This window comes from Hansschlegelia quercus (assembly GCF_004310425.1).
Classification (GTDB): Bacteria; Pseudomonadota; Alphaproteobacteria; order Rhizobiales; family Methylopilaceae; genus Methylopila; species Methylopila quercus.
This window is the reverse complement of sequence record NZ_SIUB01000004.1, coordinates 125,914-151,399: the sequence shown is the minus strand read 5'-3', so window position 1 is coordinate 151,399 and position 25,486 is coordinate 125,914. Positions and strand designations below refer to the sequence as shown.

General features: G+C 66.1%; 16 protein-coding genes. 5 read left to right on the top strand and 11 right to left on the bottom strand.

What is annotated here, in order from left to right; all coding sequences use genetic code 11:
- Positions 1-2: 2 nt before the first annotated feature.
- Both rpsU and EYR15_RS10115 read left to right on the top strand, forming a co-directional pair.
- A complete protein-coding gene (gene rpsU, locus EYR15_RS10120; RefSeq protein ID WP_131003424.1) occupies positions 3-230 on the top strand; it encodes a 30S ribosomal protein S21 in 228 nt (75 codons plus the stop codon).
- Between the two features lie 225 nt (positions 231-455).
- Positions 456-1,322, top strand: coding sequence for a tetratricopeptide repeat protein (locus tag EYR15_RS10115; RefSeq protein ID WP_131003423.1), 867 nt, complete (start codon positions 456-458; stop codon positions 1,320-1,322).
- Positions 1,323-1,573: 251 nt separating this feature from the next.
- Here the strand turns inward: EYR15_RS10115 and EYR15_RS10110 are convergent, their stop codons facing one another.
- From EYR15_RS10110 to EYR15_RS10075, 8 genes are all read right to left on the bottom strand, one after another.
- The gene (locus EYR15_RS10110; protein WP_131003422.1) at positions 1,574-1,804 is read right to left on the bottom strand and encodes a hypothetical protein; all 231 of its coding nucleotides are present in this window, start codon (positions 1,802-1,804) and stop codon (positions 1,574-1,576) included.
- Positions 1,805-1,940: 136 nt separating this feature from the next.
- Positions 1,941-4,571 carry a malto-oligosyltrehalose synthase gene (treY, locus tag EYR15_RS10105; protein ID WP_131003589.1) on the bottom strand — a complete coding sequence of 877 codons (2,631 nt, stop codon included), beginning with the start codon at positions 4,569-4,571 and terminating at the stop codon, positions 1,941-1,943.
- An 80-nt stretch (positions 4,572-4,651) separates the two neighbouring features.
- Positions 4,652-6,739, bottom strand: coding sequence for a 4-alpha-glucanotransferase (malQ, locus tag EYR15_RS10100; protein WP_131003421.1), 2,088 nt, complete (start codon positions 6,737-6,739; stop codon positions 4,652-4,654).
- Positions 6,736-8,475, bottom strand: coding sequence for a malto-oligosyltrehalose trehalohydrolase (gene treZ, locus EYR15_RS10095; protein ID WP_205741611.1), 1,740 nt, complete (start codon positions 8,473-8,475; stop codon positions 6,736-6,738). Before treZ ends, malQ begins: the two co-directional genes overlap by 4 nt.
- Positions 8,476-8,493: 18 nt before the next feature.
- Positions 8,494-10,608, bottom strand: a complete 2,115-nt coding sequence (gene glgX / locus EYR15_RS10090; protein ID WP_131003419.1) for a glycogen debranching protein GlgX — start codon at positions 10,606-10,608, stop codon at positions 8,494-8,496.
- Positions 10,609-10,838: 230 nt separating this feature from the next.
- Positions 10,839-13,028, bottom strand: a complete 2,190-nt coding sequence (glgB, locus tag EYR15_RS10085) for a 1,4-alpha-glucan branching protein GlgB (protein WP_131003418.1) — start codon at positions 13,026-13,028, stop codon at positions 10,839-10,841.
- Positions 13,025-16,333 carry a maltose alpha-D-glucosyltransferase gene (gene treS / locus EYR15_RS10080; RefSeq protein ID WP_131003417.1) on the bottom strand — a complete coding sequence of 1,103 codons (3,309 nt, stop codon included), beginning with the start codon at positions 16,331-16,333 and terminating at the stop codon, positions 13,025-13,027. The genes glgB and treS overlap by 4 nt, the downstream gene beginning before the upstream one ends.
- The gene (locus EYR15_RS10075; protein ID WP_131003416.1) at positions 16,333-18,330 is read right to left on the bottom strand and encodes an alpha-1,4-glucan--maltose-1-phosphate maltosyltransferase; all 1,998 of its coding nucleotides are present in this window, start codon (positions 18,328-18,330) and stop codon (positions 16,333-16,335) included. The genes treS and EYR15_RS10075 overlap by 1 nt, the downstream gene beginning before the upstream one ends.
- Positions 18,331-18,461: 131 nt before the next feature.
- Between EYR15_RS10075 and EYR15_RS10070 the strand changes: the two genes are divergently transcribed.
- Entirely contained in the window at positions 18,462-18,923 is a 462-nt protein-coding gene (locus EYR15_RS10070) for a DUF2934 domain-containing protein (protein WP_131003415.1), read from the top strand.
- 142 nt (positions 18,924-19,065) lie between these two features.
- Complete coding sequence (gene glgX, locus EYR15_RS10065; protein ID WP_131003414.1) at positions 19,066-21,126, top strand: glycogen debranching protein GlgX; 2,061 nt, start codon at positions 19,066-19,068, stop codon at positions 21,124-21,126.
- 268 nt (positions 21,127-21,394) lie between these two features.
- Here the strand turns inward: glgX (EYR15_RS10065) and EYR15_RS10060 are convergent, their stop codons facing one another.
- Both EYR15_RS10060 and EYR15_RS10055 read right to left on the bottom strand, forming a co-directional pair.
- Entirely contained in the window at positions 21,395-23,395 is a 2,001-nt protein-coding gene (locus tag EYR15_RS10060; protein ID WP_131003413.1) for a DUF4034 domain-containing protein, read from the bottom strand.
- 127 nt (positions 23,396-23,522) lie between these two features.
- Positions 23,523-23,834, bottom strand: a complete 312-nt coding sequence (locus tag EYR15_RS10055) for a hypothetical protein (protein WP_131003412.1) — start codon at positions 23,832-23,834, stop codon at positions 23,523-23,525.
- Positions 23,835-24,112: 278 nt separating this feature from the next.
- On the opposite strand from EYR15_RS10055, the gene purC reads away from it, so the two are divergent.
- Positions 24,113-24,916, top strand: coding sequence for a phosphoribosylaminoimidazolesuccinocarboxamide synthase (purC, locus tag EYR15_RS10050; RefSeq protein ID WP_131003411.1), 804 nt, complete (start codon positions 24,113-24,115; stop codon positions 24,914-24,916).
- Positions 24,917-24,984: 68 nt separating this feature from the next.
- Here purC and EYR15_RS10045 read toward each other — a convergent pair whose 3' ends face one another.
- On the bottom strand, positions 24,985-25,362 hold the full coding sequence (locus tag EYR15_RS10045; protein WP_165455468.1) for a TonB family protein: 378 nt from the start codon (positions 25,360-25,362) through the stop codon (positions 24,985-24,987).
- Positions 25,363-25,486: the final 124 nt, after the last annotated feature.

Here is a 25,486-nt window from a genome sequence, read left to right as displayed (position 1 = left end):
ACGTGCAGGTTCTCGTCCGCGACAACAATGTCGACCAGGCCCTCAAGGCCCTGAAGAAGAAGATGCAGCGCGAAGGCATCTTCCGTGAAATGAAGCTCCGCGGCCATTACGAAAAGCCGTCCGAGAAGCGCGCGCGCGAGGAGGCTGAGGCCGTCCGTCGCGCCCGCAAGCTGGCCCGCAAGCGCGCTCAGCGCGAAGGCCTCATCCCGATGCCGAAGAAGAAGGTCTGATTCAGACCGATCGAGTGATTCGCTGACGCCTCTTGCGCGTATGGTCGCTCAAGGCGTTGGAAGATCTGAAAAGTGCGCCCGCCCGGCAACGCCGGCGGGCGTTTTCGCGTTTGGGGCCGGGCGTTCCGCGCGATCGGCCGATGTCAGGGGCGACGATCCCAATCCTGCCGCAATCCGCCTGTGTCTGGCGGCTACGGTCGCTTGGGGCGGTAAGAAGGTGAGGCCATGAAGGCGCGGGTCGGGACGAAGCTGCTGGTTCGTGGGGGCGCGTTCGCTCTCCTCGCGTTCGGACTTGCGGCCTGCGACACGATGAGCGGAGCGGGCGGCTCGCGCTCGGTCGATCCCGACGTCTATGCGGCTCGCCAGTCCGACCTCGGCTCGCTGACCCAGGTCGTCAACGCCAATCCGTCCGATCCGGAAGCGCTCAACATGCGCGGCTCGGCCTATGCAAGGCTCGGCCAGTACGACAACGCGATCGGCGACTTCAACCGCGCCATCCAGATCAACGGCTCGTTCGCCAAGGCCTACGCCAACCGCGCTCTTGCCTACCGCTCACTGAACAATAACGGCGCGGCGCTCGCGGACTACAACCGCGCGATCGAGGTCGACGGCAATTACAGCGCCGCCTATGTCGGCCGCGGCAATCTCTACCGCCAGTCCGGCCGGACCGACGCCGCGCTGGAGGACTTCAACCGCGCGATCCAGCTTGACCCGAACAATGCGCAGGCCTGGCACAATCGCGGCCTGATCCATCAGGCGCAGGGCCAAAACGCCGAGGCGATCGACGATTTCACCAAGGCCACCGCGATCTCGGTGACTGCCGCAGAGCCCTATGTCGGGCGAGGCATGAGCTATCTCGCGGAAGGCGACGCGGCGGCGGCGATTGACGACTTCAACACCGCTCGCACGCTCAATCCGAAATATATCGACGCCTGGATCGGGCGCGGCATGGCGTTCGAGAAGCGCGGCGAGACCAACAAGGCGCGGGCGTCCTATGCGCAGGCGCTGAACATCGACCGCAACGATCGCCGCGCCAAGGACGGCTTCGAACGCGTCGGCGGCAGGGCTGGCCAGAGCTATTCGGAGAACTGAGGGGGCGCTGAAGCGCTTGGGGCTTCCCGGCGAGGCAGTTTGCGCGCCGACATCCTCCGTCGTCATCCCGGGCTTCCCGGGATCCATTGCCGCAACTCTGTCAGGATCGATCGATACGCGTCCGGCTTTAATTCGCAGCGCCGCGTTTATGGATCCCGGGACAAGCCCGGGATGACGGCCGCGGTTCCGGCGTGAATTGGCGCAATCTTCGTCGCGGCAACAAACCTGGTAAGCTTGACGTCGCCGCCGCTTCAGACGCGGGCGAACATCAATACGTTGCCGTCCGGGTCTTCCGCGGCGTCCCGCACGGCTTCGTGCTGGTTCGCCGCGTTCTCCAGCCGATCACGCAGCTGACGCGCCGCGATCGCGAGGTCGAGACCCAGGCCCAGGGGTGCGCACATCAGGGTAGTGGCGTAGACGTCGAGAGCCTGGTTCAGAAGTTCGGCGTCCTGAAGGGACACCTGGAGCTTGAGCGCGTCCATGGTCGCACCTCGCCGACCTGCCCGCTTCGTAGGGCGCCCCTCAAAGGCGCAAGCTATGCACGAAGCAGCGAATGAATCGGCCTTTAGAGGACAACACGATTTCGCGGCGAGACCATCCGTAAAACGACTTAGGCCGTTATGTCAGTTCGAGAAGGCAGACCGGCAGCGAGAGCATTGTCCCCAAGGACATCTTGGGCTCCAGCGCGAGAGAACGTCCGGTGGCTAGATCGATAGTCTGGCGTCCCACATGTGCGCGCGGGATCGCGATGTGGTGGTCCTGCAACACTTCCGGCTTCAGCGAGAGGCTTCCATCGGCTGAAAGCCGATTTGCGATGCAGCGGAGGCCAATGACGATGGCCGCGTCGTCATTGAGCGCGCGCGCAAAGGCGACGACATCGCCAGCCGATGGTCCGGTGATTTCAAGCGGGACATAGGCGCCCGCGGCGAACAGCTTCGGGCGCTTCGCGCGGAGCCCAAGCGCGGCCGCTGCGATCGCCTGCTTTACCGCGCCATCCGCCCAGTGCGCCGCCGCTGTCGCAGCAGTTTCTCTCCGGTCGAGCGCGGCTCTCCGCGCGTCGTAATCGACCGGCCGGCGGTTGTCGGGGTCGACCAGCGACAGATCCCAGAACTCGGTGCCTTGGTAGATGTCGGGAACGCCTGGGACGGTAAGCTTGAGCAGCATTTGCAGCAGGCCGTTCGCGGCGCCCGCCGGGCCGATGCGTGCGGCGAACGCGGCGATGTCCGTGCGAAGCGCTGCGTCCGAGCCGGTCAGCAGCGTGCTGAGCAGACCCTGCGCCGCATTTTCGTAGGCCTCGTTCGGCGCGGTCCAGTCGGTCTGGAGCTTAGCCTCGCGCAGCGCCTTTTGCTGCCAGCCGGCGATGCGCTCGGCGAAGGTCTTGAGCCCTTTCGCATCGTCGGTCTTCAGGTCGTGCGGCCAGGCGCCGACGAGGGTCTGGTAGAGGATCTGCTCGTCAGCCGCGCTCGGTTTGTCGCCGTCGCGGAACGGCTCGGCCATCGCGCGCCAGCGTTCGACGGCGGCGATCCACTCGTCCGGAATTTCGCTCAGAACGGCGAGACGAGCGCGCACGTCCTCGCCACGCTTGTGATCGTGGGTCGATGTGGTGAGCATCGCCTCCGGGAAGGTCTTGGCGCGCTCCTGCATCTTCTCGTGGAAGGTCGGGACGTCGATCGCGAAGGTCGCGACGTCGAAGCCGACGTCGGTGCGCGAGAGCAGCTTGCCGTAGCGATAGAACGCGGTGTCCTCGACGGCTTTAGCCGCGACGGGCGCGGAGAGCTGCTGGAAGCGCTGGATGGCCTTGTCGCGGGCTACGACCTGCTCGGGCGGGGAAGGCTCGCCGCCGAGCCAGTTGTCCAGCAGGTCGAGGATCGGCGCGTCCGCCGGCAGGATGGTCTCTCGCGCCTTTTCGAGCGCCGTGGCGAAGATCGGCTTGTCCCCTTCCGTCCGCCCGAGCGTGGGCGACGCATAGGTGCGGTAGGCCGGGAAATGCGCGAGCAGCTCGATCAGCGCGCGGCGGATCGAGGCTTTTGAGGTGTCGCGCGTGCGGTAGTCAAGGCGCGCCAGATCGTGGAGCGCGATCGTCGCCTGATCGAGCTGGGCGGAGAACGAGCGGTCGAGGATTTCGCGGCGGGCGATCTCCTCCTCGTCATGGAAGCTCGCGGGCCTCCCCGAGATCTCGGCCCAGAAAGCCGAGAGCGTCTCCTGGCCGGACGACGCGTGCTCCAGCATGCTGACTTCGTCCATGAAATCGTAGCCGCTCGCGCCGTCGACCTTCCAGTCCGTCGCGAGCCGTTCGCCGGGCCCGAGGATCTTCTCGATGACGAGATAAGCCGGCTGTTCGCTAAGCGCGCCCGGCCGCTCTTTCTGGCGCTCCTCCAGATGCTCGCGAAGCCGCCGCGCGTAGAGGCCGGGGTCGGCGAGACCGTCGATATGGTCGACGCGGAAGCCGTCGATCAGGCCTTCAGCGTAGAGGTTCAGCAGCGTCTCGTGGGTCGCCTCGAACACTGCGGGGTCGCCGATGCGCAGTCCAGCCAGCTCGTTGACGTCGAAAAACCGGCGCCAGTTGATTTCGTCCCCGGCGACCGTCCAGGAGGCGAGCCGCCAGTTCTGCTTCTCGAGCAGCGCGTGCAGCTTGGCTTCGCCCTCCGGCGTCGTGCCGTCATAGGCTTCGAGCCCGGAATCCTCGATCTCCTGCCGATCCTCGGGACGCAGCGGGAAGAGGTGATCGGCGTAGCGGATCGCGAGACCGCCGCGCTTGCCTTCGCGCGTGATCTTGAGGTCGCCGGACGAGAGCGCCTCGCCATAGGTCGGCCCAAGCGTCGGCACCAGGATCTTGCCGTGGAGCGCTGGGTCCGCGGGCTCCCAGTCGATGTCGAAGAAATGCCCGAACCGGCTGCCGCGGCCGTAGGTCAGCACGTCGAGCCACCAGGCATTGTCGTCCTTGCCGACCGCCATGTGGTTCGGGACGATATCGACGATGATCCCTAGCCCCTGCTCGCGCAGCGCAGCGACGAGCTTTCGGAAGCCTTCCTCGCCGCCAAGCTCCGGATTGACAGTGGTCGGGTCGATCACGTCGTAGCCGTGCATCGAGCCGGCGCGCGCGGTGAGGATCGGCGAGGAATAGAGGTGGCTGACGCCGAGCGCCTTCAGATAGGGCGCGAGCGGGATCGCGTTCTCGAACGGGAAATCCTTGTGAAACTGCAGACGCATCGTCGCGCGGGGCGGAGCGGCGGGATCGAGCGTTTGCATCACGAAGGGGAACTCCTGAGAACTCCCTTGCAGGGAGGGCCGGATAGGGAAACGTGAAAGAAAAGCCGTTCGTTCGGCGGTTAGCCGGCGCGTCTCTTGTTCAACGCCGCAAGCCGCCGGGCCGGGCCGGGTCCGGCCAGAAGCTCGGGCGCAGGCGCGCTCAACCGTCTCCGCCAGTTCGGGTGCTCGTCGAGCGTGCCGGGCAGATTGGGCTGCTCGACCTGAGCCAGGGCATCTTCGAGCGGCAGCAGGACAAGCCGAGACGGCGTCTTCGCCAGAAACGCGACCGAAGCGTCGACCACGGCGTCGGGCGCGTCGGGCTGAGGCGTCTCGCCATCCGCGACGCCCGCCTCTCGGAGCGCGCTCCACAGCGCGGGACGGTCCTTCGCGCGGTCGTCGCGGTCATTGTCCTGGGTTTCGCCGAACTGATCGCCCGCGATCGAGGCGCGCAAGTCAATGTCCGCGCCGCTCCACCAGCCTGCCATGGTCGGCAAGTCGTGGGTCGTGGTCATGGCAAGCGCGTCATGAGCGTACCGTTCGGGCGCAAAGAAGCGGCCTTGCTGGTCGCGCTCGAATTGCAGCACGCGCATGCCGGCGATCCCGGCGGCGCCAATCTTCTCACGGAATCCTTCCGGCACGGTGCCGAGATCTTCGCCGACGACGACGGCCTCGTTCTTTTCGGATTCGAGCGCGGTCAGCCGCAGCATGTCGTCAAGCGGGAAGCTGAGATAGGCGCCCTCCGTCGCCTTGGCGCCTTCGGGCACCATCCACAGGCGGGCGAGTCCCATCGCGTGGTCGATCCGCACGCCGCCGGCGTTGCGCATGCAGGCGCGCAGCGTGGCGAGATAGGGCGCGAAGCCTGTGGTCTTGAGCGCGATCGGCGAGAATGTCGCGAGGCCCCAGGCTTGGCCGTTCGGGTTGAACAAGTCGGGCGGCGAACCGACGGAGAGGCCAACCAGCACGTCGTTCTGCCGGCTCCAGGCGTGGCTGCCGCCGGCGTCCATACCTACCGCTAGATCCGAGATCAGCCCGACCGCCATGCCGGCGGATTTCGCCGCAGCCTGCGCTGCGGCGAAGGAGCGGTCCGCGATCCATTGCAGGAAGAGGTGGAAGTCCACGGCGCCGGCATGCTCGGCGGCAAAGGCGGCGACAGCCTCGCCGCGCGGGTCACGCAATGCTTCCGGCCAGCTCCGCCAGTCCCACTGGCCGAGGTCCTTGCCGAAGCGCGCCTCGTGCAGCGCCTCGAAACGGGCGTGCTCTTCCAGCAGCGCGCCGCCTTCCGTGCAGAAAGCCCCGAAATCGGTCGCGAGATGACCGGCCGAGCCCTCTGCGAGCTCCACCGAACGGAAGCTCTCGAACAGCGCGCGTAAACTCGCGAGCTTGGCGCGCGAGGCCTCCGGCCAGTCGATCAGCGGCTCGCTCTCGTGCTGCCGTCGCGCGCTCGCGACCTGCGAAACACGTGCGGCCTCCTGGACGCGATCCTCGCCGAACAGGAATTCGGGGTCGGCGTTGAGCGGGTTTAGGAACAGTCGGCTCGACGGGGAATAAGGCCCAAAATGATGCGGGTCGGCGCTGAATCCGGCATGGACGGGCGACAGCGCCAGCGCGTCCGCGCCCGCGCGTCCGAGCGTCTCGGCGAGAGCCGCGACTCCGCCCATGTCGCCGATGCCGCCGTCGCCTCGGCGGGTGAGGCTGTAGACCTGAGCGGCGAGGCCCCACATCCGCCGTCCGCCGGCGGCGTCCACGATCGAGCGGCCGCGCGTCGGCGCGATCGCGAGAGCGATCTCCTGGTCTCCCGCGTGGAGCGTGTGATAGCCGCTTTCGAGAATCGGCCGCATCAGCGCCTTGCCCCCGCCGGCGTCGCCGAGCGTGAGATCGAAAATCTCGCCGTCCTCGCGCACCAGCTTCGCCGCGCCGGGCTTGGCGTCCACCGCAAAGGACTGCCCGACCGTCGCGGTGGTCAGCTTCGCCGGCTGACGGTCGATCTCGTCGAGCTTCGCGAGCGACTCTTCCGCTTCCCGCTGTCCCCCCGAAGGCAGGTCCATGGCTTTCAGCAACGCGCGCAGCGTTTCCGGCGAGACCGTCTGCTCTTTGCCGGATTGGTCGACCCAGTCGACCGCGAAACCGGCCCGCGTCGCAAGACGCTTGACGAGTTCGTCCTCGCTCACGCAGCGGGCTCCTTCAGGACGATGGTGGAAAAGCCCGGCAGAGAACCCGATCGCGCCATATCCGCCGCGCCGGCCACGCTCTCGAACAGGACCGGGCCTTCGAGCGAGGACAGGGAAACCGGCTCGTTCGCGAGATTGATCGCCATCGTCAGCGCCGAACCGTCGCCCAGCGTCCAGCGCGAGACGACCGCCTTATCGCCGACCACCTCCGCCCCCGCCGCCGCGCAGCCATCGAGATAAGGCGCGAGCTCCGCCGCGCGGATCGTCAGCAGCGTCCTGAACAACGCGAGGCGCGCGTCGGCGCGCTCGGGATGCGGTTTGGGGATCGAGTCCGTGAAGGTCTTTAGCGCGTTCGGGTCGGGCACCTCGGCGCCGGCGAAGGCTGCGAACTTGGAGAACTCCTTGCGCCGTCCCTCACGCACGGCGTCGGCGAGCTCGCCGGAATGGTCGGTGAAGAACAGGAACGGCGTCTCGCTCGCCACCTCCTCGCCCATGTAGATCATCGGAATGTGGGGGCAGAGCAGAAGAGCCGCCGTCGCGGCTTCCACGCCTTGAGGCGGCGCAAGCGTCGTCAGACGATCGCCAAAGGCGCGGTTGCCGATCTGGTCGTGGTTCTGCAGAAAGCTGACGAACGCCGTCGGCGCCAGATGCCCGCTCGACGTGCCGCGTTTTTTACCTGAATGAGGCGACGTTTCGCCCTGATAGACGAAGCCGTCCTGCAGGGTGCGCGCGAGCTTGCCCGCCGTGTCCTCGGAGAAGTCCTCGTAATAGCCCTCTTGCTCGCCCGTCAGCAGGACGTGGAAGACGTGGTGGAAATCGTCGTTCCATTGCGCATCGACATCGCCTGCGAGATGGCTCTGCTCGTTGAACTCGTTTTCGAGAACGATGTGCAGCTTGCGGCCGGTTTCGACCTCCAGCGAACGGACGGCTGCCGCGGTTTCGTCGATCCAGTCGCTCTCGGAGATCGCGTGGACGGCGTCCATGCGCACGCCGTCGAAGCCGTATTCCTCCATCCAGAACAGCACGTTCTCGGTGAAGTAAGCCCGCACGTCGGGAAGGCGGAAATCGATCGCGCCGCCCCAGGGCGTATGCAGATCCTCGCGGAAGAACTGCGGCGCTTCCGCCGGGATGTAGTTCCCGTCAGGGCCGAAGTGGTTGTAGACGACGTCGAGCAGCATCATCAGCCCGAGCTCGTGCGCTCGGTCGACGAGCGCCTTCAACTCGGCGGGAGTCCCATAGGCCGCGTCTGGCGCATAGGGCAGCACGCCGTCATAGCCCCAGTTCCGCTCGCCCGGAAAATCGTTGATCGGCATCAACTCGATCGCGGTGACGCCGAGCTCCGCGAGCTTCGGCAGGGCCTCGGCGACGCCGTTGAAGCCGCCATAGACGCCGACATGAAGTTCGTAGACCACGGCTTCCCGCCACGGCCGGCCCTTCCAGCCCGTGGTCTTCCAGGAATATTCGTCCGGATCGACCAAAACGCTCCAGCCGTGGACGTCGCCGTCCTGAAAGCGTGAGGCCGGATCGGGAACGCTGAGCCCGTCGGGCAGGTGGAAGCGGTAGCGCGCGCCGAACGGCGCCTCCACGGTCTTCGTGTGCCAGCCGTCTTCGGAACGATCCATCGCTACGGGGTCGCTGTCGCGGATTTCGAGACGGACCTCTCTATGCGCGGGCGCCCAGACGCGGAATTCGGTTCCAGAGGAGCTGAGACGCGGGCCGAAGGTCTGTCGATTCAAGTCAGTCAGCTCCGGTGGTCAGGACCGTCCTCGCCTCGATGGTCGCGCGGGCGCGACGGAAAGCGTGAGCACGGCGGCGCGGGCGAGAACCTGGACCACGCCGTCCTCCACCGGCCTTTCCGGCGCCTCGGGCCGTCCGCTGTCGATCAGCGCGACTGTCGAGAGGGCCGGCGGCGGCAGGGTGAAGACGCGGTCTTCGGCAGTCGGGTTCAGCATGAGAGTTAGGATCGGCGTCGAGCCGTCGGAACGACGTTCCGCCCGGCGAAGCGTCAACGTCCTCTCCGCGTGGTCGTTCCACGCTCCAGCGCTGACGGACAAGCCTTTCTCGTCGAACCAGGCGATGTCGAGCACGCTGGGGTAAGGCTCTTCGCGACCATGCAAAAACCGCCTCGAGCGGAGCACGGGATGGGTCTTCCGAAGGGCGATCAGCCGCGCCACGAAGTTCGCCAGCGCACGGCCCTCTTCCGTGTCTCCCGCCGACCAGTCGACCCATGAGGTCTCGTTGTCCTGCGCATAGGCGTTGTTGTTGCCGCCCTGGCTGCGGCCGAACTCGTCGCCCGCGAGCAGCATGGGCGAGCCGTTGGCGAAGAACACGGTGGCGAGCATGCCGCGCGCCACGCGGGCGCGGGTCTCGAGGATTTCCGGATCGTCCGTCGGCCCCTCGACGCCCCAGTTCGACGAATAGTTCTCGCCATGTCCATCGCGATTGTCCTCGCCGTTGGCGAGGTTGTGACGCTGGACGTAGGCGCAGGCGTCGGCGAGCGTGTAGCCGTCATGCGAGGCCGCGTAGTTGATCGACGACCACGGCTTGCGGAAGCGGTGGTCGAACAGGTCGCTCGAGCCCGACAGCCGCGCCGCCACCTCCTGCCGCTGGCCGGAATCGCCGCGCCAGAAGCGGCGGATGGAATCGCGGAACTTGTCGTTCCACTCTGCGAAGCCCGGCGGGTGCTTGCCGAGCTGGTAACCGCCGGGGCCGATGTCCCACGGCTCGGAAATCAACTTCACCCGCGAAAGCACGGGGTCCTGCCGGATCGCGTCGAAAAATCCGGAGTTCGGATCGAAGCCGTGTGTCTCGCGGCCGAGCGTCACGCCGAGATCGAAGCGGAAGCCGTCGACGTGATAGGCCTCGACCCAGTACCGCAAGCTGTCCATCACCAGCTGCAGCACGCGGGGATGGCTCAGATTGACGGTGTTGCCGCAGCCGGTGTCGTTGACGCAGTAGCGCCAGTCGGTCTGGATCAGCCGATAGTAGCTGGCGTTGTCGAGGCCGCGGAACGACAGCGTCGGGCCGGCTTCGCTGCCTTCCGCGGTGTGGTTGTAGACGACGTCGAGGATGACCTCGATGCCCGCCGCATGCAGGCGGCGGACCGCGACCTTCAGCTCGTTCAGAGAGCCGTCGGAGAGGTAGCGCTGCTCCGGCGCGAAGAACGACAGGGTGTTGTAGCCCCAGTAGTTCCTGAGCCCCTTCTCGACCAGGATCCGGTCCTGCACGAAGGCGTGGATCGGTAGCAGCTCCACCGCGGTGATCCCGAGGCGCTTGTAATGCTCGATCATCTGGGCGCTCGCGAGCGCCGCAAAGGTGCCGCGTTCGTGCGGGCGAATGTCCTCGCGCAGCATGGTGAGGCCGCGGACATGGGCCTCGTAGATCACCGTCTGATCCCACGGCGTGTTGGGCGCCCGATCGTCGCCCCAGTTGAAGGCGTCGTCCGTCACCACGCCCTTCGGCATGCCGGGCGCTGAATCGCGCCGGTCGTAGGAGAGGTCGGCGCGGGGGCTGTTGACGCGGTAGCCGAACAGCGCGTCCGACCAGCGCACATCGCCGGACAACTGCTTGGCGTAGGGGTCGAGCAGCAGCTTGTTCGGGTTGAAGCGGTGCCCGTGCTGCGGGTCATAGGTCCCGTGCGCGCGGAAGCCGTAGAGCAGGCCGGCGCGCGCATCCGGCAGATAGCCGTGCCACACCTCGTCGGTGCATTCCGGCAGCGGCGTCCGCGCGATCTCGCGTCGGCCGGAGGGATCGAACAGGCAGAGATCGATCTGATCGGCGTGGCCCGAGAACACGGCGAAGTTGACGCCGAGCCCATCCCAGGTGGCGCCGAGCGGGTAGGGCGAGCCGGGTTCGAGCGTCGTGGTCATGATGCCTCGTGCGTGCTTCGAGACGCGACGCAAAGCGTCGCTCCTCAGCATGAGGAAGGTTGAGAAAGGCGCAAGCGGAGAGACGCGCGCTGCAGCGACGTGAGGAAGAACCGGCCGCGACGCTGACGACACCTTCTCCCGCGTGTGGGAGAAGGTGAGGGGGCGTCAGCCCTTGCCGACAGACCCTCACCCTTACCCTCTCCCGCGAGAGGGAGAGGTGGCGTCGCGGGTTATCCCAACCGCAGAGCGATGACTCCCAGCGGCGGCAGCGTCAGGTCGAGCGACTGCGCCTCGCCGTGGCTCTCGACCGCCGTGGTCTCCAGCCCGCCGCCATTGCCGACGTTAGACCCGCCATAGATGCCGGCGTCGGTGTTCAGCGCCTCCGTCCAGAAGCCGGCCGCCGGCACGCCGATGCGATAGCCGTGACGCGGGATCGGCGTCATGTTGGCGACCACCAGAACCGGAGGCTGGCCGTCTTCGCCGAGCCGCAGGAAGGCGAAGACCGAATTCGCCCGGTCATCGCCGATCACCCAGCGGAAGCCGGCGGGCTCCGCGTCGCGGGCGTGCAGCGCAGGCTCGGCGGAATAGATGCGGTTGAGATCGCGGATCAGCCGCTGGACGCCGGCATGGTTCGGGTCGTCGAGCGAGGCCCAGTCCACCTGGTCGTCGTGGTTCCACTCGCGCTGCTGCGCGACCTCGCCGCCCATGAACAGCAGCTTCTTGCCCGGATGGGTCCACATGATCCCATAGAGCGCGCGCAGATTCGCGAACTTCTGCCACGCGTCGCCCGGCATCTTGCCGATCAGCGAGCCTTTGCCGTGCACCACCTCATCGTGGCTGAGCGGCAGCACGAACTTTTCGGAGAAGGCGTAGACCAGCCCGAAAGTGATGCCGTCATGGTCGTACTGACGGTAGATCGGGTTCTGCTCCATGTAATGGAGCGTGTCGTGCATCCACCCCATGTTCCATTTGAAGTGGAAGCCGAGCCCGCCCTCTTCGGTCGACTGCGTCACGCCGGGCCACGCGGTCGATTCCTCAGCGATCGTGATAGCGCCCGGCGCGCGCTCGCGCACCACGGCGTTGAGGTGCTTCAGGAAGCCGACAGCTTCGAGATTCTCTCGCCCGCCATACTGGTTTGGGATCCACTCTCCGGCCTTGCGGCTGTAGTCGCGGTAGAGCATCGATGCGACGGCGTCGACGCGCAGCCCGTCGACGTGGAACTCCTCGAGCCAGTGCAGCCCGCTCGCGATCAGGAAGTTCTGCACTTCCTTCCGGCCGAAATTGTAGATCGCGGTGTTCCAGTCGATGTGGAACCCTTCCCGCGGATCGGCGTGCTCGTAGAGCGAGGTCCCGTCGAAGCGGTAGAGGCCGTGCGCGTCGGTCGGGAAATGCGCCGGCACCCAGTCGACCACGACGCCGATGTCGGCGGCGTGCGCCGCGTCGACGAAGCGCACGAAATCCTCGGGCGAGCCGTAGCGGCCGGTCGGCGCGAACAGGCCAAGCGGCTGGTAGCCCCACGATCCGCCGAACGGATGCTCCGAGACCGGCAGCAGCTCGATATGGGTGAAGCCGAGGCCGGCGACGTAGGGGATCAGCTTCTCGATCGCGAAATCCCAGTCGACTTCACGCCCGTCCGGCTTCATCCACGAACCGAGGTGGACCTCATAGAAGGAGAGCGGGGCGCTCGCCGCGTGGCGGCCTTGCCGCTCGGCCATCCAGCGTTCGTCACTCCACTTGTAAGGCTCGGACGACGCGACGATCGAGGCGGTGCCCGGCGCCTTTTCTGCCGAGCGGGCGATCGGGTCGGCCTTGTCGGGCAGGCGCGCGCCGTCATGGCCGATTATCGCGAATTTGTAGCGTTCGCCCGGGCCGATGCGGGGGATGAAGATCTCCCACACGCCAGAGGGCTGGCGGAGGCGCATCGGCGCGCGACGCGAATCCCAGGCGTTAAAGTCGCCGATCACCGCGACGCGGCGCGCGTTCGGCGCCCAGACCGCGAAGCGTACGCCAGCCACGCCTTCGACGGTCATCGCGTTCGCGCCGAGCGCCTTGGCAAGCTCGAAATGGCGGGATTCGCCGAGCAGATAGAGGTCGAGGTCGCCGAGCAGCAGCCCGAAGGAATAGGGGTCCTCTGTCTCCTGCACGGTCCCGCCCGGCCAGCGGATCTTGAGCAGATAAGGGTCGACGCTCTTGACCGGTCCCTCGAACACGCCCGAACCTTCGAGCTCCTTCAGCGCTCCGAAGACCTGCTTGCCGTCACGCGAGACGACCTCGACGCTTTCCGCGCCCGGCAGAACGGCGCGGACATAGGGCTCGGCGCCGTCGTCCCTGCGGCCGAGCACCGCGAACGGGTCGGCGTGCGTCCCGTGGCTCAGCTGCTGGAGCGCACCGCGGTCCAGCGAAATCGTCCCCGCGCTCATGCCTGGCCTCCGGCGTTCGGAACGAGCCTGCGGATCAGCCCGTGCAGACCGCCGAGCGGCACGTCGATCCAGGCCGGCCTGTTCGCAGCCTCATAGGCGATCTCATAGGCCGCCTTCTCGATCAGGAACATGTCGAGCAACTCCTGTTGCAGGTCGCCGCCGGCCGCTTGCAGGCCCTGGCGGTAGGCGTCGATGAACGCGGTTTCGGCGTCGACGCGGAAGCGCGTCAGGAAGTCTTCGCGCCGGGCGCCGCTGACATGCGGCGCCGCCTGCTCGTTCCGTCCGACCATCGCCGCGGCGTAGTCGAACGAGCGCATCACGCCCGCGACGTCGCGGAGCGGGCTCGCCTTTCCGCGACGCTCCTCCAGCGGGCGCGCGGGCTCGCCTTCGAAGTCGATGAAGATGGCGTCTTCGCCCGACACCAGGATCTGCCCGAGATGCAGGTCGCCGTGGATGCGGGTCATCGGCGAGCCGACGCCGGAATCGGCGAGCTTGCCGATCATCGCGTAGATCGCTTCCTTGCCGCCGGCGAGTTCGGACGCCTTCCTGGCGTCATCCTCGCGGTCCCAGCGGGTGCGGGACGCCAGCGCATGATAAGCGCCGTCGAGCAGCGCCATGGCGCGCGCCTTCCATGCTTCCGCATCCGCTGTCGCCGCCGGCTGCGGGGCGAAGTCCTGGTCGTCGGTCGGGCGCGCCAGCACTGCGTGGAGCTCGGCGAGCCGCTGGCCGAGATTTGCCGCGAAGCGCTTGAAGTCGGCGAAGCGGTGATCCTCGCTGACCTCGCCGCCGCCCGCGAAATCGTCGAGCGCGCGGCTGAGATGGTCGAGCGTCCAGGTCCAGGCGTCGCCCTGGTTCGAAACGTAGCCCTGCACGATCGCGAGCGTAGCGCGCTCGCCGTCCGCGCCGAGCCGGACCATCTCGCCGAGGAAGGGCGCGGCGTTGCCGTAGCCCTGTTCGGTGAGATAGCGGCCCATCTCCGCTTCAGGATGGACGCCGGTCGCGATCTTGCGCAGCAGCTTGATCATCATCGCGTCGCCGGCGATCAGCGAGGAGTTCGACTGTTCGGCGGAGAGCCAGCGGATCTCGGCGTCGTCGGGCAGCGCGGGCACGTCGGCGCCGCTCGACTGCTCGAAGCGGATGGTGGTGTCGCCGCTCTTGACCGTGGCGCCGTCCTTCAGCGAGCGGGCGATCGCAAAGGCGAAGCTCGGCAGCGCAAAGGCGTCGGTCAGCAGACGCACCTCGCGACCCTCGCGGACGCGGGCGAGCGCCAGACGGCCGGCGAGCTGCGAGAGCGTGTCGTCTTCGTCGACGACGGCGAGCGGAAGCAGCCAGCGGCTGGGCTCCGCGCCGCCGGTGACCTCGACCTCGATCAGGCCAATGCGATCCTTGCCGCCGGAAAGCCGCGCCATGGACTTGATCCGCGGCGTGATGTCGGTCTGGTCCTTGCCGCCGAACCAGCGACGCCGGGCGAGATAGCTCGGCAGCACACGCTGTTCGAGGGCGTTACGGGCCTCGGTCTGCATGGCGTCTTCGACGCCCTGACGGAGGACGAGCGTCTCATAATCGGCCATGGGTTCCGGCGCTGGGGTATGCCAGGCGGGCGTGGCGCTCTCGGAGCTGAGAACGAACCAGTAGAACCCGTAAGGCGGGAGGGTGAGGAGATAGGTCAGCTGCCCGATCGCCGGGAACACCGAGCCTGCCGTCAGCTCGACGGGCAGCCGGCCGGCGAACTCGGAAAGCTCGAGCTCCACCGCCTGCGGGCTGCGGCCCATATTGGCGACGCACAGGATGGTCTCGCCGTCGTGCTCGCGGAGATAAGCGAGGATCCGGCGGTTCGACGGGTAGAGAAAGCGGATCGTGCCGCGCCCGAAGGCCGGGTGCTGGCGGCGGGTGGCCAGCATGCGCCGCGTCCAGTTCAGCAGCGAATGCGGGTCGCGGGCCTGCGCCTCGACGTTGACGGCGTAGTAGCCGTAGAGCGGGTCCATGATCGGCGGCAGCACATTGGACGCGAAGTCCGCCCGCGAGAAGCCGCCATTGCGGTCGATCGACCACTGCATCGGGGTGCGCACGCCGTCGCGATCGCCGAGATGGATGTTGTCGCCCATGCCGATCTCGTCGCCGTAATAGATCACCGGCGTTCCGGGCATGGACAGCAGCAGGCAGTTCATCAGCTCGATGCGCCTGCGGTCGCGCTCCATCAGCGGCGCGAGGCGCCGGCGGATGCCAAGATTGATGCGCGCGCGCCGATCGGAGGCGTAGGTATTCCAGAGGTAGTCGCGTTCTTTGTCGGTCACCATTTCGAGCGTCAGCTCGTCGTGGTTGCGGAGGAAGATCGCCCACTGGCAGTTGTCCGGAATCGCCGGCGTCTGGCGCAGGATGTCGGTGATCGGGAAGCGGTCCTCGCGCGCGATCGCCATGTACATGCGCGGCATCAGCGGGAAGTGGAACGCCATGTGGCATTCGTCGCCGTCGCCGAAATAATCCTTGGTGTCCTCCGGCCACATATTGGCCTCCGCGATCAGGAAGCGGTCCGGATAGGTCCGGTCCAGTTCCGCGCGGATCTTCTTCAGGATGTCGTGGGTCTCGGGCAGGTTCTCGTTCGAGGTGCCGTCGCGCTCGATGAGGTAGGGCACGGCGTCGAGGCGCAGGCCGTCGATGCCGAGGTCGAGCCAGAAGCGCATCACGCCGAAGACCGCCTTCAGCACCGCCGGATTGTCGAAGTTCAGGTCAGGCTGGTGGCTGTAGAAGCGGTGCCAGAAATACTGGCCGGCGACGGGGTCCCACGTCCAGTTCGAGCGCTCGGTGTCGAGGAAGATGATCCGCGTACCGGAGTAGAGCGTGTCCGAATCCGACCAGACGTAGAAGTTGCGGTGAGCCGAGCCGCGCTTGGCCGTCCGCGCGCGCTGGAACCAGGGATGCTGGTCCGAGGTGTGGTTGATCACGAGTTCGCTGATCACCTTCAGGCCGCGCTTATGCGCCTCCTGAATGAAGCGCTTGGCGTCCGCAAGCGACCCATAGTCCGGCGAGACGTTCTTGTACTCGGCGATGTCATAGCCGTCGTCGAGCCGCGGGCTCGGGTAGAACGGCAGCAGCCAGATCACGCTCACGCCGAGATCGGCGATGTAGTCGAGCTTCGAGATCAGCCCTGCGAAATCGCCGATTCCGTCGCCATTGGAGTCGTAGAACGACTTCACATGGAGCTGATAGATGATCGCGTCCTTGTACCACTGCGGATCGACGCCGTCGGTGGTCACCAGGGTTCCCGTCGGCTTCGAGGCGTCGGGCTGCGTAAAAGGAGCATTCATCAAATGGTCTCCGCCGGCCGCGTCAGGCGCCAGACGTGGAAGGGCATTTCGTTCGGATTGACGTAGATCCACTGGCTCTTGCCAGTGAGCGTGAAGCTGTTGCCGCGCATCAGATCCTCGACCGCGAGCGTCCCGCCGTCGGGCAGGTTGAACTCCCAGAGCGGCAGCTCGAACGGCGCGTGCTTCTCGGTGTGCGGGTCGAGCGACACGAAGACGAGGATCATGTCCTCGACGCCGAGCCCGTCGGCGGAAGGCCGCGACTTGCCGTAGCACAGGATCGTGTCGTCGAAGCAATTGTAGAACTGGACGCCGAGATGGCTTTGCAGCGCTGGGTTTTCGCGGCGGATGCGGTTCAGCCGCGTGATTTCCTTGACGATGTTGCCGGGCTGGTTCCAGTCGCGGATGCGGATCTGGAACTTCTCGCTGTCGAGATACTCCTCCTTGCCCGGCAGCGGCGCCGCCTCGCAGATCTCGAAGCCGTTATACATGCCCCACAGACCCGACAGCGTGGTCGCCAGCGCGGCGCGGATCAGGAAGCCGGGACGACCCGATGTCTGCAGGAAGAACGGGTTGATGTCGGGCGTGTTGACGAAGAAGTTCGGCCTGAAGAAGTTCTTCGGGTCGGTGGTCGTCAGCTCCGTCAGATACTCCGCGATTTCCTGCTTGTGGTTGCGCCACGTGAAGTAGGTGTAGGACTGCGAGTAGCCGACTTTGGCGAGGCGATACATCACCTTCGGGCGCGTAAACGCCTCGGACAGGAACATCGCCTCCGGGTGCTTCGCCCGGACCTCGCCGATCATCCATTCCCAGAACGGCAGCGGCTTGGTGTGCGGATTGTCGACGCGGAAGATCGTGACGCCCTGTTCGATCCAGAACAGCACGACGTCGCGCAGCGCTTCCCAAAGACCCGGCACGGCGTCCGGCCCATAGAAATCGACATTGACGATGTCCTGATACTTCTTCGGCGGGTTCTCGGCGTATTTCATCGAGCCGTCCGGCCGCCACTTGAACCAGCCGGGATGCTCCTTCAGCCACGGATGATCCGGCGAGCACTGGATCGCGAAGTCGAGCGCGAGCTCCAGCCCGTGCTCCTTGGCGGCCTTTACCAGCGCGAGGAAGTCGTCGAGCGTGCCGAGCTCCGAATGGATCGCATCGTGGCCGCCATCGGCGGCGCCGACGGCATAAGGCGAGCCCGTGTCGCTCGGCCCGGGGGTCAGCGTGTTGTTCGGACCCTTGCGGTTGGTTTTTCCGATCGGATGGATCGGTGGGAAGTACAGCACGTCGAAGCCCATGTCCCGGATCTGGGCCAGCCGCTTGATCACGTCGCGGAACGTGCCGTGCTTCGTCGGGTCGCCGCTTTCGGAACGCGGGAACAGCTCGTACCAGCTCGCGAACTCCGCCTGCAGCCGCTCGACGTCGAGCGGGAAGGACTGGGTGCGCGAGGCGAAGGCCCGCGGGTCGCCGGCGACCGCCGCCGCATGGGTTTCGGCGGACAGAAGCTGCATGACGCGGTTCGTCACGTCCGCCGCGCGGATCGACAGGATGATGTCGGCGAGCCGGCGGGCGACGTCGGCGGGCGCCTTCGCCGCGGCGACCTCAAGGATCTCCAGCCCCTCGTCGGTCTCGAGCGCGACGTCGAGGCCGGCCTCGCGCTTCTTCGTAAGGTCGCGGCGGAAGGTGCCGAACTCGTCCCACCACGCTTCGATCGCGATGTCGTGGCGGCCGATCGTCTGCGGCGTGATCTCGGCCCGCCATCGATCGTTCGACAGGAACGTCATCGGAGCGCGGCGGAACTCGCGGTCGTCGGGGCCGCGCCAGAGCACGTCGGCCTTCAGCACGTCGTGGCCGTCGGCGAAGATGTCCGCCTCGACGGTGAGCGGGCGCGCGACGATCGTCTTGACCGGGAAGCGCCCGCCGTCGACCGTCGGCGTTATGGATTCGATCGCGATCCGCGGACTGTTTGCGGCTTCCACGGCGGCGACTGAGGCCTTGAGCATCGCGGTCATCCTTTTGCGGCGACGAGAGTTTGCGGCGGCAAGACAAAAACCTCGGCGGCGCTCGTGAGGAACCCGACATGTCGGTCAGAGGTTCTGTCCGGCAACCCCTCGATGTCCGGAAGGAAGGGCGAATGACCGACCGCGAGAAGAAGATCCGCGACGAAGCCTATCGTCTCTGGCACGAGGCGGGCCGGCCGGAAGGCCAAGACGACAAGCACTGGCTCGAAGCGGAGAAGGCCATCCGCGACGCCGAAGCGAACGAGAAGCCGCAGAAACCGCGCAAAGCGACGCAGCCCCTCGAGCCGCTCGAGAAGAAGCCGGCGCGGCCCGGATCCGACAAGAAGAACGCGCAGGCTGCGGTTTCCGCGATCGCAAAGGTGCTGCCGAAATCGGAAAGCGGCGAGACGCCCGAATCCGTTGCCGAAGAGCCGCCGGTCTCGGCGGCGGGTCCCGCGGCGGACGTCGCCGCAAAACGGGTCGGCAAGTCCGCCGGAGGCAAGTCGCAGCCGGACCTGACCCCGGGCGCGATAGCCGACGCTAAGGGCAAGGCGAAGGCTTCGGACAAACCCTCAAAATCAAAGGTGAAACGCTGACCGACCGGCCGGCGTGACGCGCAAGACGGCGGCGTAGGAAAGCCGTTCGCCGTCGGAACTCGCGTCTCGCGCCGCCGTTGTCTGTGGCGAGCGATTGGCCGGACCTTCCCAGGGTCCGCGGGGCGTAAGGGCGACTATAGACATGAGCGATATCAAGACCGACCGCCGGGCCGAAGCCGGGCGGCCGAACCAGCTTGGCGCCACCTTCGACGGCGAAGGAACGAATTTCGCTTTGTTTTCAGCCCATGCCGAACGCGTCGAACTCTGCCTGTTCGACGACAAGGACAACGAGATCGAGCGCATCACGCTGCCCGAATATTCAGACGAGATCTGGCACGGCTACGTGCCGGGCATCGTGCAGGGCCAGCGCTACGGCTACCGCGTCCATGGCCGCTACGCGCCGGAAGAAGGGCATCGCTTCAATCCGAACAAGCTGTTGCTCGACCCTTACGCCAAGTCGATCAACGGCACGATCCAGTGGAATGAAGCCCACTTCGGCTACAAGCTCGACGCCGAGGAGAAGGATCTATCCTTCGACGAGCGCGACAGCGCGCCGTTCACGCCGAAATGTGAAGTCGCCGACACCGCCTTCGACTGGCAGGGCGACCGCAAGCCCGACGTGCCGTGGGACAAGACGGTGTTCTACGAGACCCACGTCCGCGGCTACACCATGCTGCATCCGGACGTGCCTGAGGAGGTTCGCGGCACGTTCGACGGCCTGAGCCAGAAAGCCGTGGTCGACCACATCAAGGCGCTCGGCGTGACCTCCGTCGAGTTGCTGCCGGTCCACTGTTTCCTCGACGACCAGCATCTCGAGGACAAGGGCCTCAGCAATTTCTGGGGCTACAACACCATCAACTTCTTTACGCCGATGGGGCGGTATGCCGGCTTCAACAAGTCGGGCCGCGCACGGCTCGCCAGCTTCAAGCACATGGTGCGCTCGTTCCATAACGCCGGCATCGAGGTCATCCTCGACGTGGTCTACAACCACACCGCCGAAGGCAACGAGCTTGGGCCGACGCTGTCCTTCAAGGGCATCGACAACCTCAGCTACTACCGCACGATGCCGGACAATCACCGCTACTACATCAACGACACGGGCACCGGGAACACCGTCAACACCAGCCATCCGCGCGTGCTGCAGATGGTGACGGACAGCCTTCGCTACTGGGTCGAAGAGTGCCACGTCGACGGCTTCCGCTTCGACCTTGGCACCATTCTCGGTCGCGAGCCCTCAGGCTTCGATCCGCGCGGCGGGTTCTTCGACGCGGTGGGGCAAGATCCGGTGCTGCGCAATGTGAAGCTTGTCGGAGAGCCGTGGGACATTGGTCCCGGCGGCTACCAGGTCGGCGGCTTCCCGCCCGGCTGGGCGGAATGGAACGACAAGTATCGCGACGAGGTCCGCGACTATTGGAAGAAGAGCGCCGGTTCGCTCGGTAATTTCGCGGCGCGCGTCACAGGATCCGGCGACGTCTACGACAAGTTCGGCCGCAGGCCTTGGGCCGGCGTCAACTTCATCACCGCCCATGACGGCTTCACGCTGCACGACGTCGTCACCTACAACGAGAAGCACAACGACGCGAACGGCGAAGGCGGCAACGACGGCCACGGCGACAACCGCAGCTACAATTACGGCGTCGAAGGCGAGACCGACGACGAGGGCATCGTCGCCACGCGCGAGCGCCAGAAGCGCAACTTCCTCGCCACCCTGCTGTTCAGTCACGGCACGCCGATGATCCTTGCCGGCGACGAGTTCGGTCGCACGCAGGGCGGCAACAACAACGGCTACTGCCAGGACAGCGAGATTTCCTGGGTCAACTGGAACCTCAACGACAACAACAAGAAGCTGCTGGCCTTCACCACCCGCCTGCTGAAGCTCCGCGCCGAGCATCCGATCCTGCGTCGATCCAGCTTCCGCGACGGCATGACGATCACTTGGCTCAACCCCGGCGGCGGCGAGCAGACGCCGGAGCAGTGGAACGACACGAACGCCGATTGCATCGGGCTTTCGATGGCGATCCCCGAAGGCGAACAGGCGATCATCATCTTCAACAGTCACGACGCCGCCGTGCCCTTCGTCCTCCCCGAGAAGGAGGGCGGTTGGAAGAAGGTGATCGACACCGAGCGGCCCGAAGAGGAGGAGAGCGCCGAGGTCTCCGAATCGCTCGACGTTGGCGGCCGCTCAGTGATCCTGCTGATGTGACGAACGGCCGGGCGGGCAGGACGCTCTCGCCGCTTCAACGAGCGGGAGCGTCGACCCGCCGGCGGTCGGTCAGTCCCGCGTCTGCGGCAAGCGTCGCAACGGGCATCGCGTGGCTCTGGGAAACGCGACGCCAAACGGGTTCGGGCGTGACGATCTCGGCCTCGCCCCCGATCGTCACGGTCTCTGCCGATCCTATTGTGCACGCGCAGAGCAAAGCTCCGGCGACCGCAAAGCTACACATCTGCAAACGCCCTCTGATTGACTTGGCTCATGGCTTGGGTTGCTCGGCGTTTGTGCTCGCAACCCAATCCGCGCAGGCCTTGGGCGCCCGCCAATCCGACCATTGTCCTTCGATGAACCGACCATTGATCCGGGCCAGCGCCTCGGTCGCCGCCCGGCGGTCGCGCGCCTGGCATGCGAGGTTGGCGTAGCCGTTGAAGTTCCAGATGCTTGGATAGCGGTCGACAATCGTCTCGAGCCCTCTTTCCGCGAGGGGCCAGTCGATCTTGGCGTCGTTGATCAGACCTGGAACGTAGAACCCCTCCGCGAGCAGCAGCACGCTGAGCCCGTAGACTTCCGCGACACGGCGCTCCGGAAGTCCCTGCATCCCCACCCGGGAGATGTCGCGGAGCGTCGCCATCGGCTCCGGCGAAAGCGCCCGCTGCCGGATCGCCGCGAACAGCTCGGAATAGGTCGGCTCAACCGAGAACGCCTCGCGCGCCAAGGCTTCGAACGCCGCGGCGTCTGAGCGCTGGGCGTTCGAGACCAGAAGCGCGGTCGCCCAGTATGCCGGATCGGCGGAAGCGACATCGCGATGGTCGTCGAGAAGCTTTTTCGCGGCCGCCAACTCGTCGAAACCTGCCTTCGCCCTGTCTTCCGGCGAGAGGGCGGTGGGCGTCCGCGCATACCGCATCTGCAGCGCCTCGGTGAGGTAGAGACGAGCGCGAGCGACGATCGCAGAGACGGATGCGGGGGCGGCGGCGCGCCAAGCCTCGGTTTGCGCCCTGAGCCGACCAAAATCTGGCTGGTCGACGCGTGCGCCGGGCTCGTAGAGCATCGCCAGCGGCTGCAGGCCGTCATAGAAGGACTGAAGTTTCCAGAAGCCGCTCGCCGTCGTCGCTTTCGTCGTCAGGAACTCGCGGTAGGCTGCGTCCAGCCGGTCGAAACGCCCGGCGATGAAATCCTCCGACGTTGCGGCCGAGATCGCTTTTCGCGCGATGATCTCGTCGGGAACCGGCTGGCGGACGTTGAAATGAGCGATGTCTTCAGCCTCGCGCTGCATCTGCGCGGGAACACGAGCGCACGCCTCCATCGAGTCCTTGCTGTCCCAGATAGTTTCGATCAACCGCCCGTCTAGCCGCTTCATGGTCTCCGCGAGCGTCGCCCGATCTTCAGCGTAACAAGCGTACTTCGCGTAGATGTTGAGATTCCAGTCGGTTGCGTAACGGGAAAGCGTGTCGATGAAGCCCTGCTTCATGCGCGGCCAACTGACCTTGGACTGCTTGAACAATGATCTGCGGAGCTGCTTGTCGCCGAGCCACCAATAGGCGCGGGCGTAGAATTCTTGCCCGCTGCTCGCCGCCGTTCTCGCCACGATCGCTTCGATTGCCCGATCCACGGCGTCGTAGCTCCCGTTCCATTGCGGAAGATGCGCGCGAAGAATGGCGTGGTGGATCTCGATATGCGTGGGATGCCGCTCCAACGCCTCCCTGGCGACTTCGGCAAACCCAGTCCAGCCTTCCCCACATTCGAGCGAGAGCGTCAATCGTGAGGCGTACCATCGGGGATCGTCGCGCGACGTCTTGGCCACGCGCATGAGATGTCCGGCGGCGGCCGCGAGCCTTGTGGCGAAACCCCTCCATTGAGCAGGCGTCACGGTATTGGCGAAGCCCGGTCCACGGATCTTCCAGGCGGCTTCATTTTCGGCCCCGGCCAGAACGATCGCGGCGGCTGTCGATTTGGGGAAGGCGCGCGCCCAGCGCATCGCCTGCGCCTTGAGGGCCGCGATCGGGTCCTTGCGGGTCTTCTGGTACGAGTAGGAGCCGAGGGCGTCGTAGAACACCGTCAGCTTGGGGACGCCGCTCCCGGTTCTCTCGTTGCTGTTGAGATAGGCGGCGCGCGTGCGCTCGAGTTCGGCGAACCGACCGGCCAGGAAGGAGGCCCGGGCGGCCTCCGAGATCGCGAGCCTCTCTTCCCATTCGCCGGCTATGGCGGCGCCGCTTGCGAGGCATAGGATCGCCGCCGCCAGAAGTCGCGTGATCGAAGACATGCGTTCCCCCAAATCCGCGCGGGATCATGGGGGATGCGCGTTTAGGTTGCGCTAAGCCGACATTCGGAATCGGCGGGTGAGCGTTAAGGTTTTCGCAGGCATAGAGCGTCGCCGGAGCCTGCCGGGCTTACTTCGCCGTGCCTGTGGCGAGATGGGCGAAGCAGGCGGAAAGCGCGGGCGGGATGCCGGTGGCGTTCATCTCCACCTCGGACTTGATGTCCTGATACTCGTCCGGCCGTCCCTGGCCGGGCGACAGATAGATGCGCTGGGTCTTCGCCGGGTCGCCCTTGAAGAACAGCCAGATCTGGTCCGCGCCGGGACGGACGTGGAACACCGTCCACGCGCCGACCTGCAGTTTGCGGTCGATCGGCAGCGCCCCGTTCGAAATCTGTCGGCCGACCGCCGCGGCCTCCTGCGGGCTCGCGGCGCCGGGCGTCACGGTAACCCCGGGACAGGAAGCTGCGAATGCAGGCGACGCTGCGATGACGGAGCAAAGGGCGGCGAGCGCGAGAATTTTCATGGATTTTGACCGGTGAGCATGACGATGGAGCGCGCAGGCTTTCGCCACACTGTGGCGCGGGCGTGGCTCATTGTGCTCGGTTGGCCGATCGGCTAGGGTCCGCCGCGTGCGACGTCGCCTCCGATCAGGCGGCCCAGACTGAGCACAAGCCGGAAACGACGACCGCATCCGGTCAACCCACCAAACCGGCAGGTGACATGGATTTCCTCAAGCCACGGTATACGCCGATGAACCGCCGCCGCCGCATTTATGAGGGCAAGGCGAAGGTCCTCTATGAAGGCCCTGAGCCCGGCACGCTGATCCAGCACTTCAAGGATGACGCCACGGCGTTCAACGCCAAGAAGCACGAGATCATCGACGGCAAGGGGGTGCTGAACAACCGCATCTCCGAGTTCATTTTCCAGAACCTGAACGATATCGGCGTGCCGACGCACTTCATCCGTCGGCTGAACATGCGCGAGCAGCTGATCCGCGAAGTCGAGATCGTCCCGCTCGAGGTGGTGGTGCGCAACGTCGCCGCCGGCTCGCTCGCGGCCAAGCTCGGGCTCGAAGAGGGCACGCAGCTGCCGCGCTCGATCATCGAGTTCTATTACAAGAACGACGCGCTGAACGATCCGATGGTCTCCGAAGAGCACGTCACGGCCTTCGGCTGGGCGAGCCCACAGGAGATCGACGACATCATGGCTCTTGCGATCCGCGTCAACGACTTTCTATCCGGCCTGTTCCTCGGCGTCGGCATCCGTCTGGTCGACTTCAAGATGGAGTGCGGGCGGCTCTGGGAGAACGACACGGTGCGCATCGTCGTCGCCGACGAGATCTCCCCCGATTCGTGCCGTCTCTGGGACATCAAGTCGAACGACAAGCTCGACAAGGACCGCTTCCGTCGCGACATGGGCGGCCTCGTCGAGGCCTACACCGAGGTCGCGCGCCGGCTCGGCATCCTGCCGGAATCGGACACGCCGAACGGCCGCGGCCCCGTGCTGGTGACCTCGAAGGACTAAGGTTCCGAGACTGTTCTGGAGACAAAAACGCCCCGCCGGCTGGCGGGGCGTTTTTCGTTGCAGCTTGCTCAGCGCCCGCCAAATGAAATCGGAATGACGAACGTCTTGAAATCGCCGGTCATCTCTTGCGGGGGAGGGGCGGGGAAGAAGCGCGAGGCGTTGCGAACAATCTGCTTCGCTGCGTCGTCATAGGTCGTCCGGCCGGCGCCGCGTATCGCCCGTATCTGGACGAGCTTGCCCTGACGGTCGATCGAAAATTGCACCACCACAGCGCCGCCGCCTCCTACGAGGTTGCTGGCGTGAGGAGGGCGCGAGTACATGAAGATGAGGCTGTAGATGGACGTCGCGTAACGCGACATGCCTCTCGGGCCGACGGTCTGCCCCATCGCGCCCGCGGATGTCGAGGCGAGCAACGCCAAGACCGCGGCGGATCGAATCAGTCGCATCGTTCGCATAGCGCCCCCCGGCGTTCTCGCTGATCGCAGTATCGGGGGCGCCGGCGAACATACAAGCGGCTTCGACCGGGCGACGCTTGGTAGCCCACAGAACTTCGCTACGAGCGCGCTGACG

Bases quoted from the DNA above. Each gene is read 5' to 3' on its own strand.
- glgX (WP_131003419.1), bottom strand. From the start codon at position 10,608: ATGACCACGACGCTCGAACCCGGCTCGCCCTACCCGCTCGGCGCCACC.
- EYR15_RS10110 (WP_131003422.1), bottom strand. From the start codon at position 1,804: ATGGACGCGCTCAAGCTCCAGGTGTCCCTTCAGGACGCCGAACTTCTG.
- glgB (WP_131003418.1), bottom strand. From the start codon at position 13,028: ATGAGCGCGGGGACGATTTCGCTGGACCGCGGTGCGCTCCAGCAGCTG.
- EYR15_RS10115 (WP_131003423.1), top strand. From the start codon at position 456: ATGAAGGCGCGGGTCGGGACGAAGCTGCTGGTTCGTGGGGGCGCGTTC.
- treY (WP_131003589.1), bottom strand. From the start codon at position 4,571: ATGCAAACGCTCGATCCCGCCGCTCCGCCCCGCGCGACGATGCGTCTG.
- treS (WP_131003417.1), bottom strand. From the start codon at position 16,333: ATGAATGCTCCTTTTACGCAGCCCGACGCCTCGAAGCCGACGGGAACC.
- glgX (WP_131003414.1), top strand. From the start codon at position 19,066: ATGAGCGATATCAAGACCGACCGCCGGGCCGAAGCCGGGCGGCCGAAC.
- purC (WP_131003411.1), top strand. From the start codon at position 24,113: ATGGATTTCCTCAAGCCACGGTATACGCCGATGAACCGCCGCCGCCGC.
- EYR15_RS10060 (WP_131003413.1), bottom strand. From the start codon at position 23,395: ATGTCTTCGATCACGCGACTTCTGGCGGCGGCGATCCTATGCCTCGCA.
- EYR15_RS10045 (WP_165455468.1), bottom strand. From the start codon at position 25,362: ATGCGACTGATTCGATCCGCCGCGGTCTTGGCGTTGCTCGCCTCGACA.
- EYR15_RS10075 (WP_131003416.1), bottom strand. From the start codon at position 18,330: ATGCTCAAGGCCTCAGTCGCCGCCGTGGAAGCCGCAAACAGTCCGCGG.
- EYR15_RS10070 (WP_131003415.1), top strand. From the start codon at position 18,462: ATGACCGACCGCGAGAAGAAGATCCGCGACGAAGCCTATCGTCTCTGG.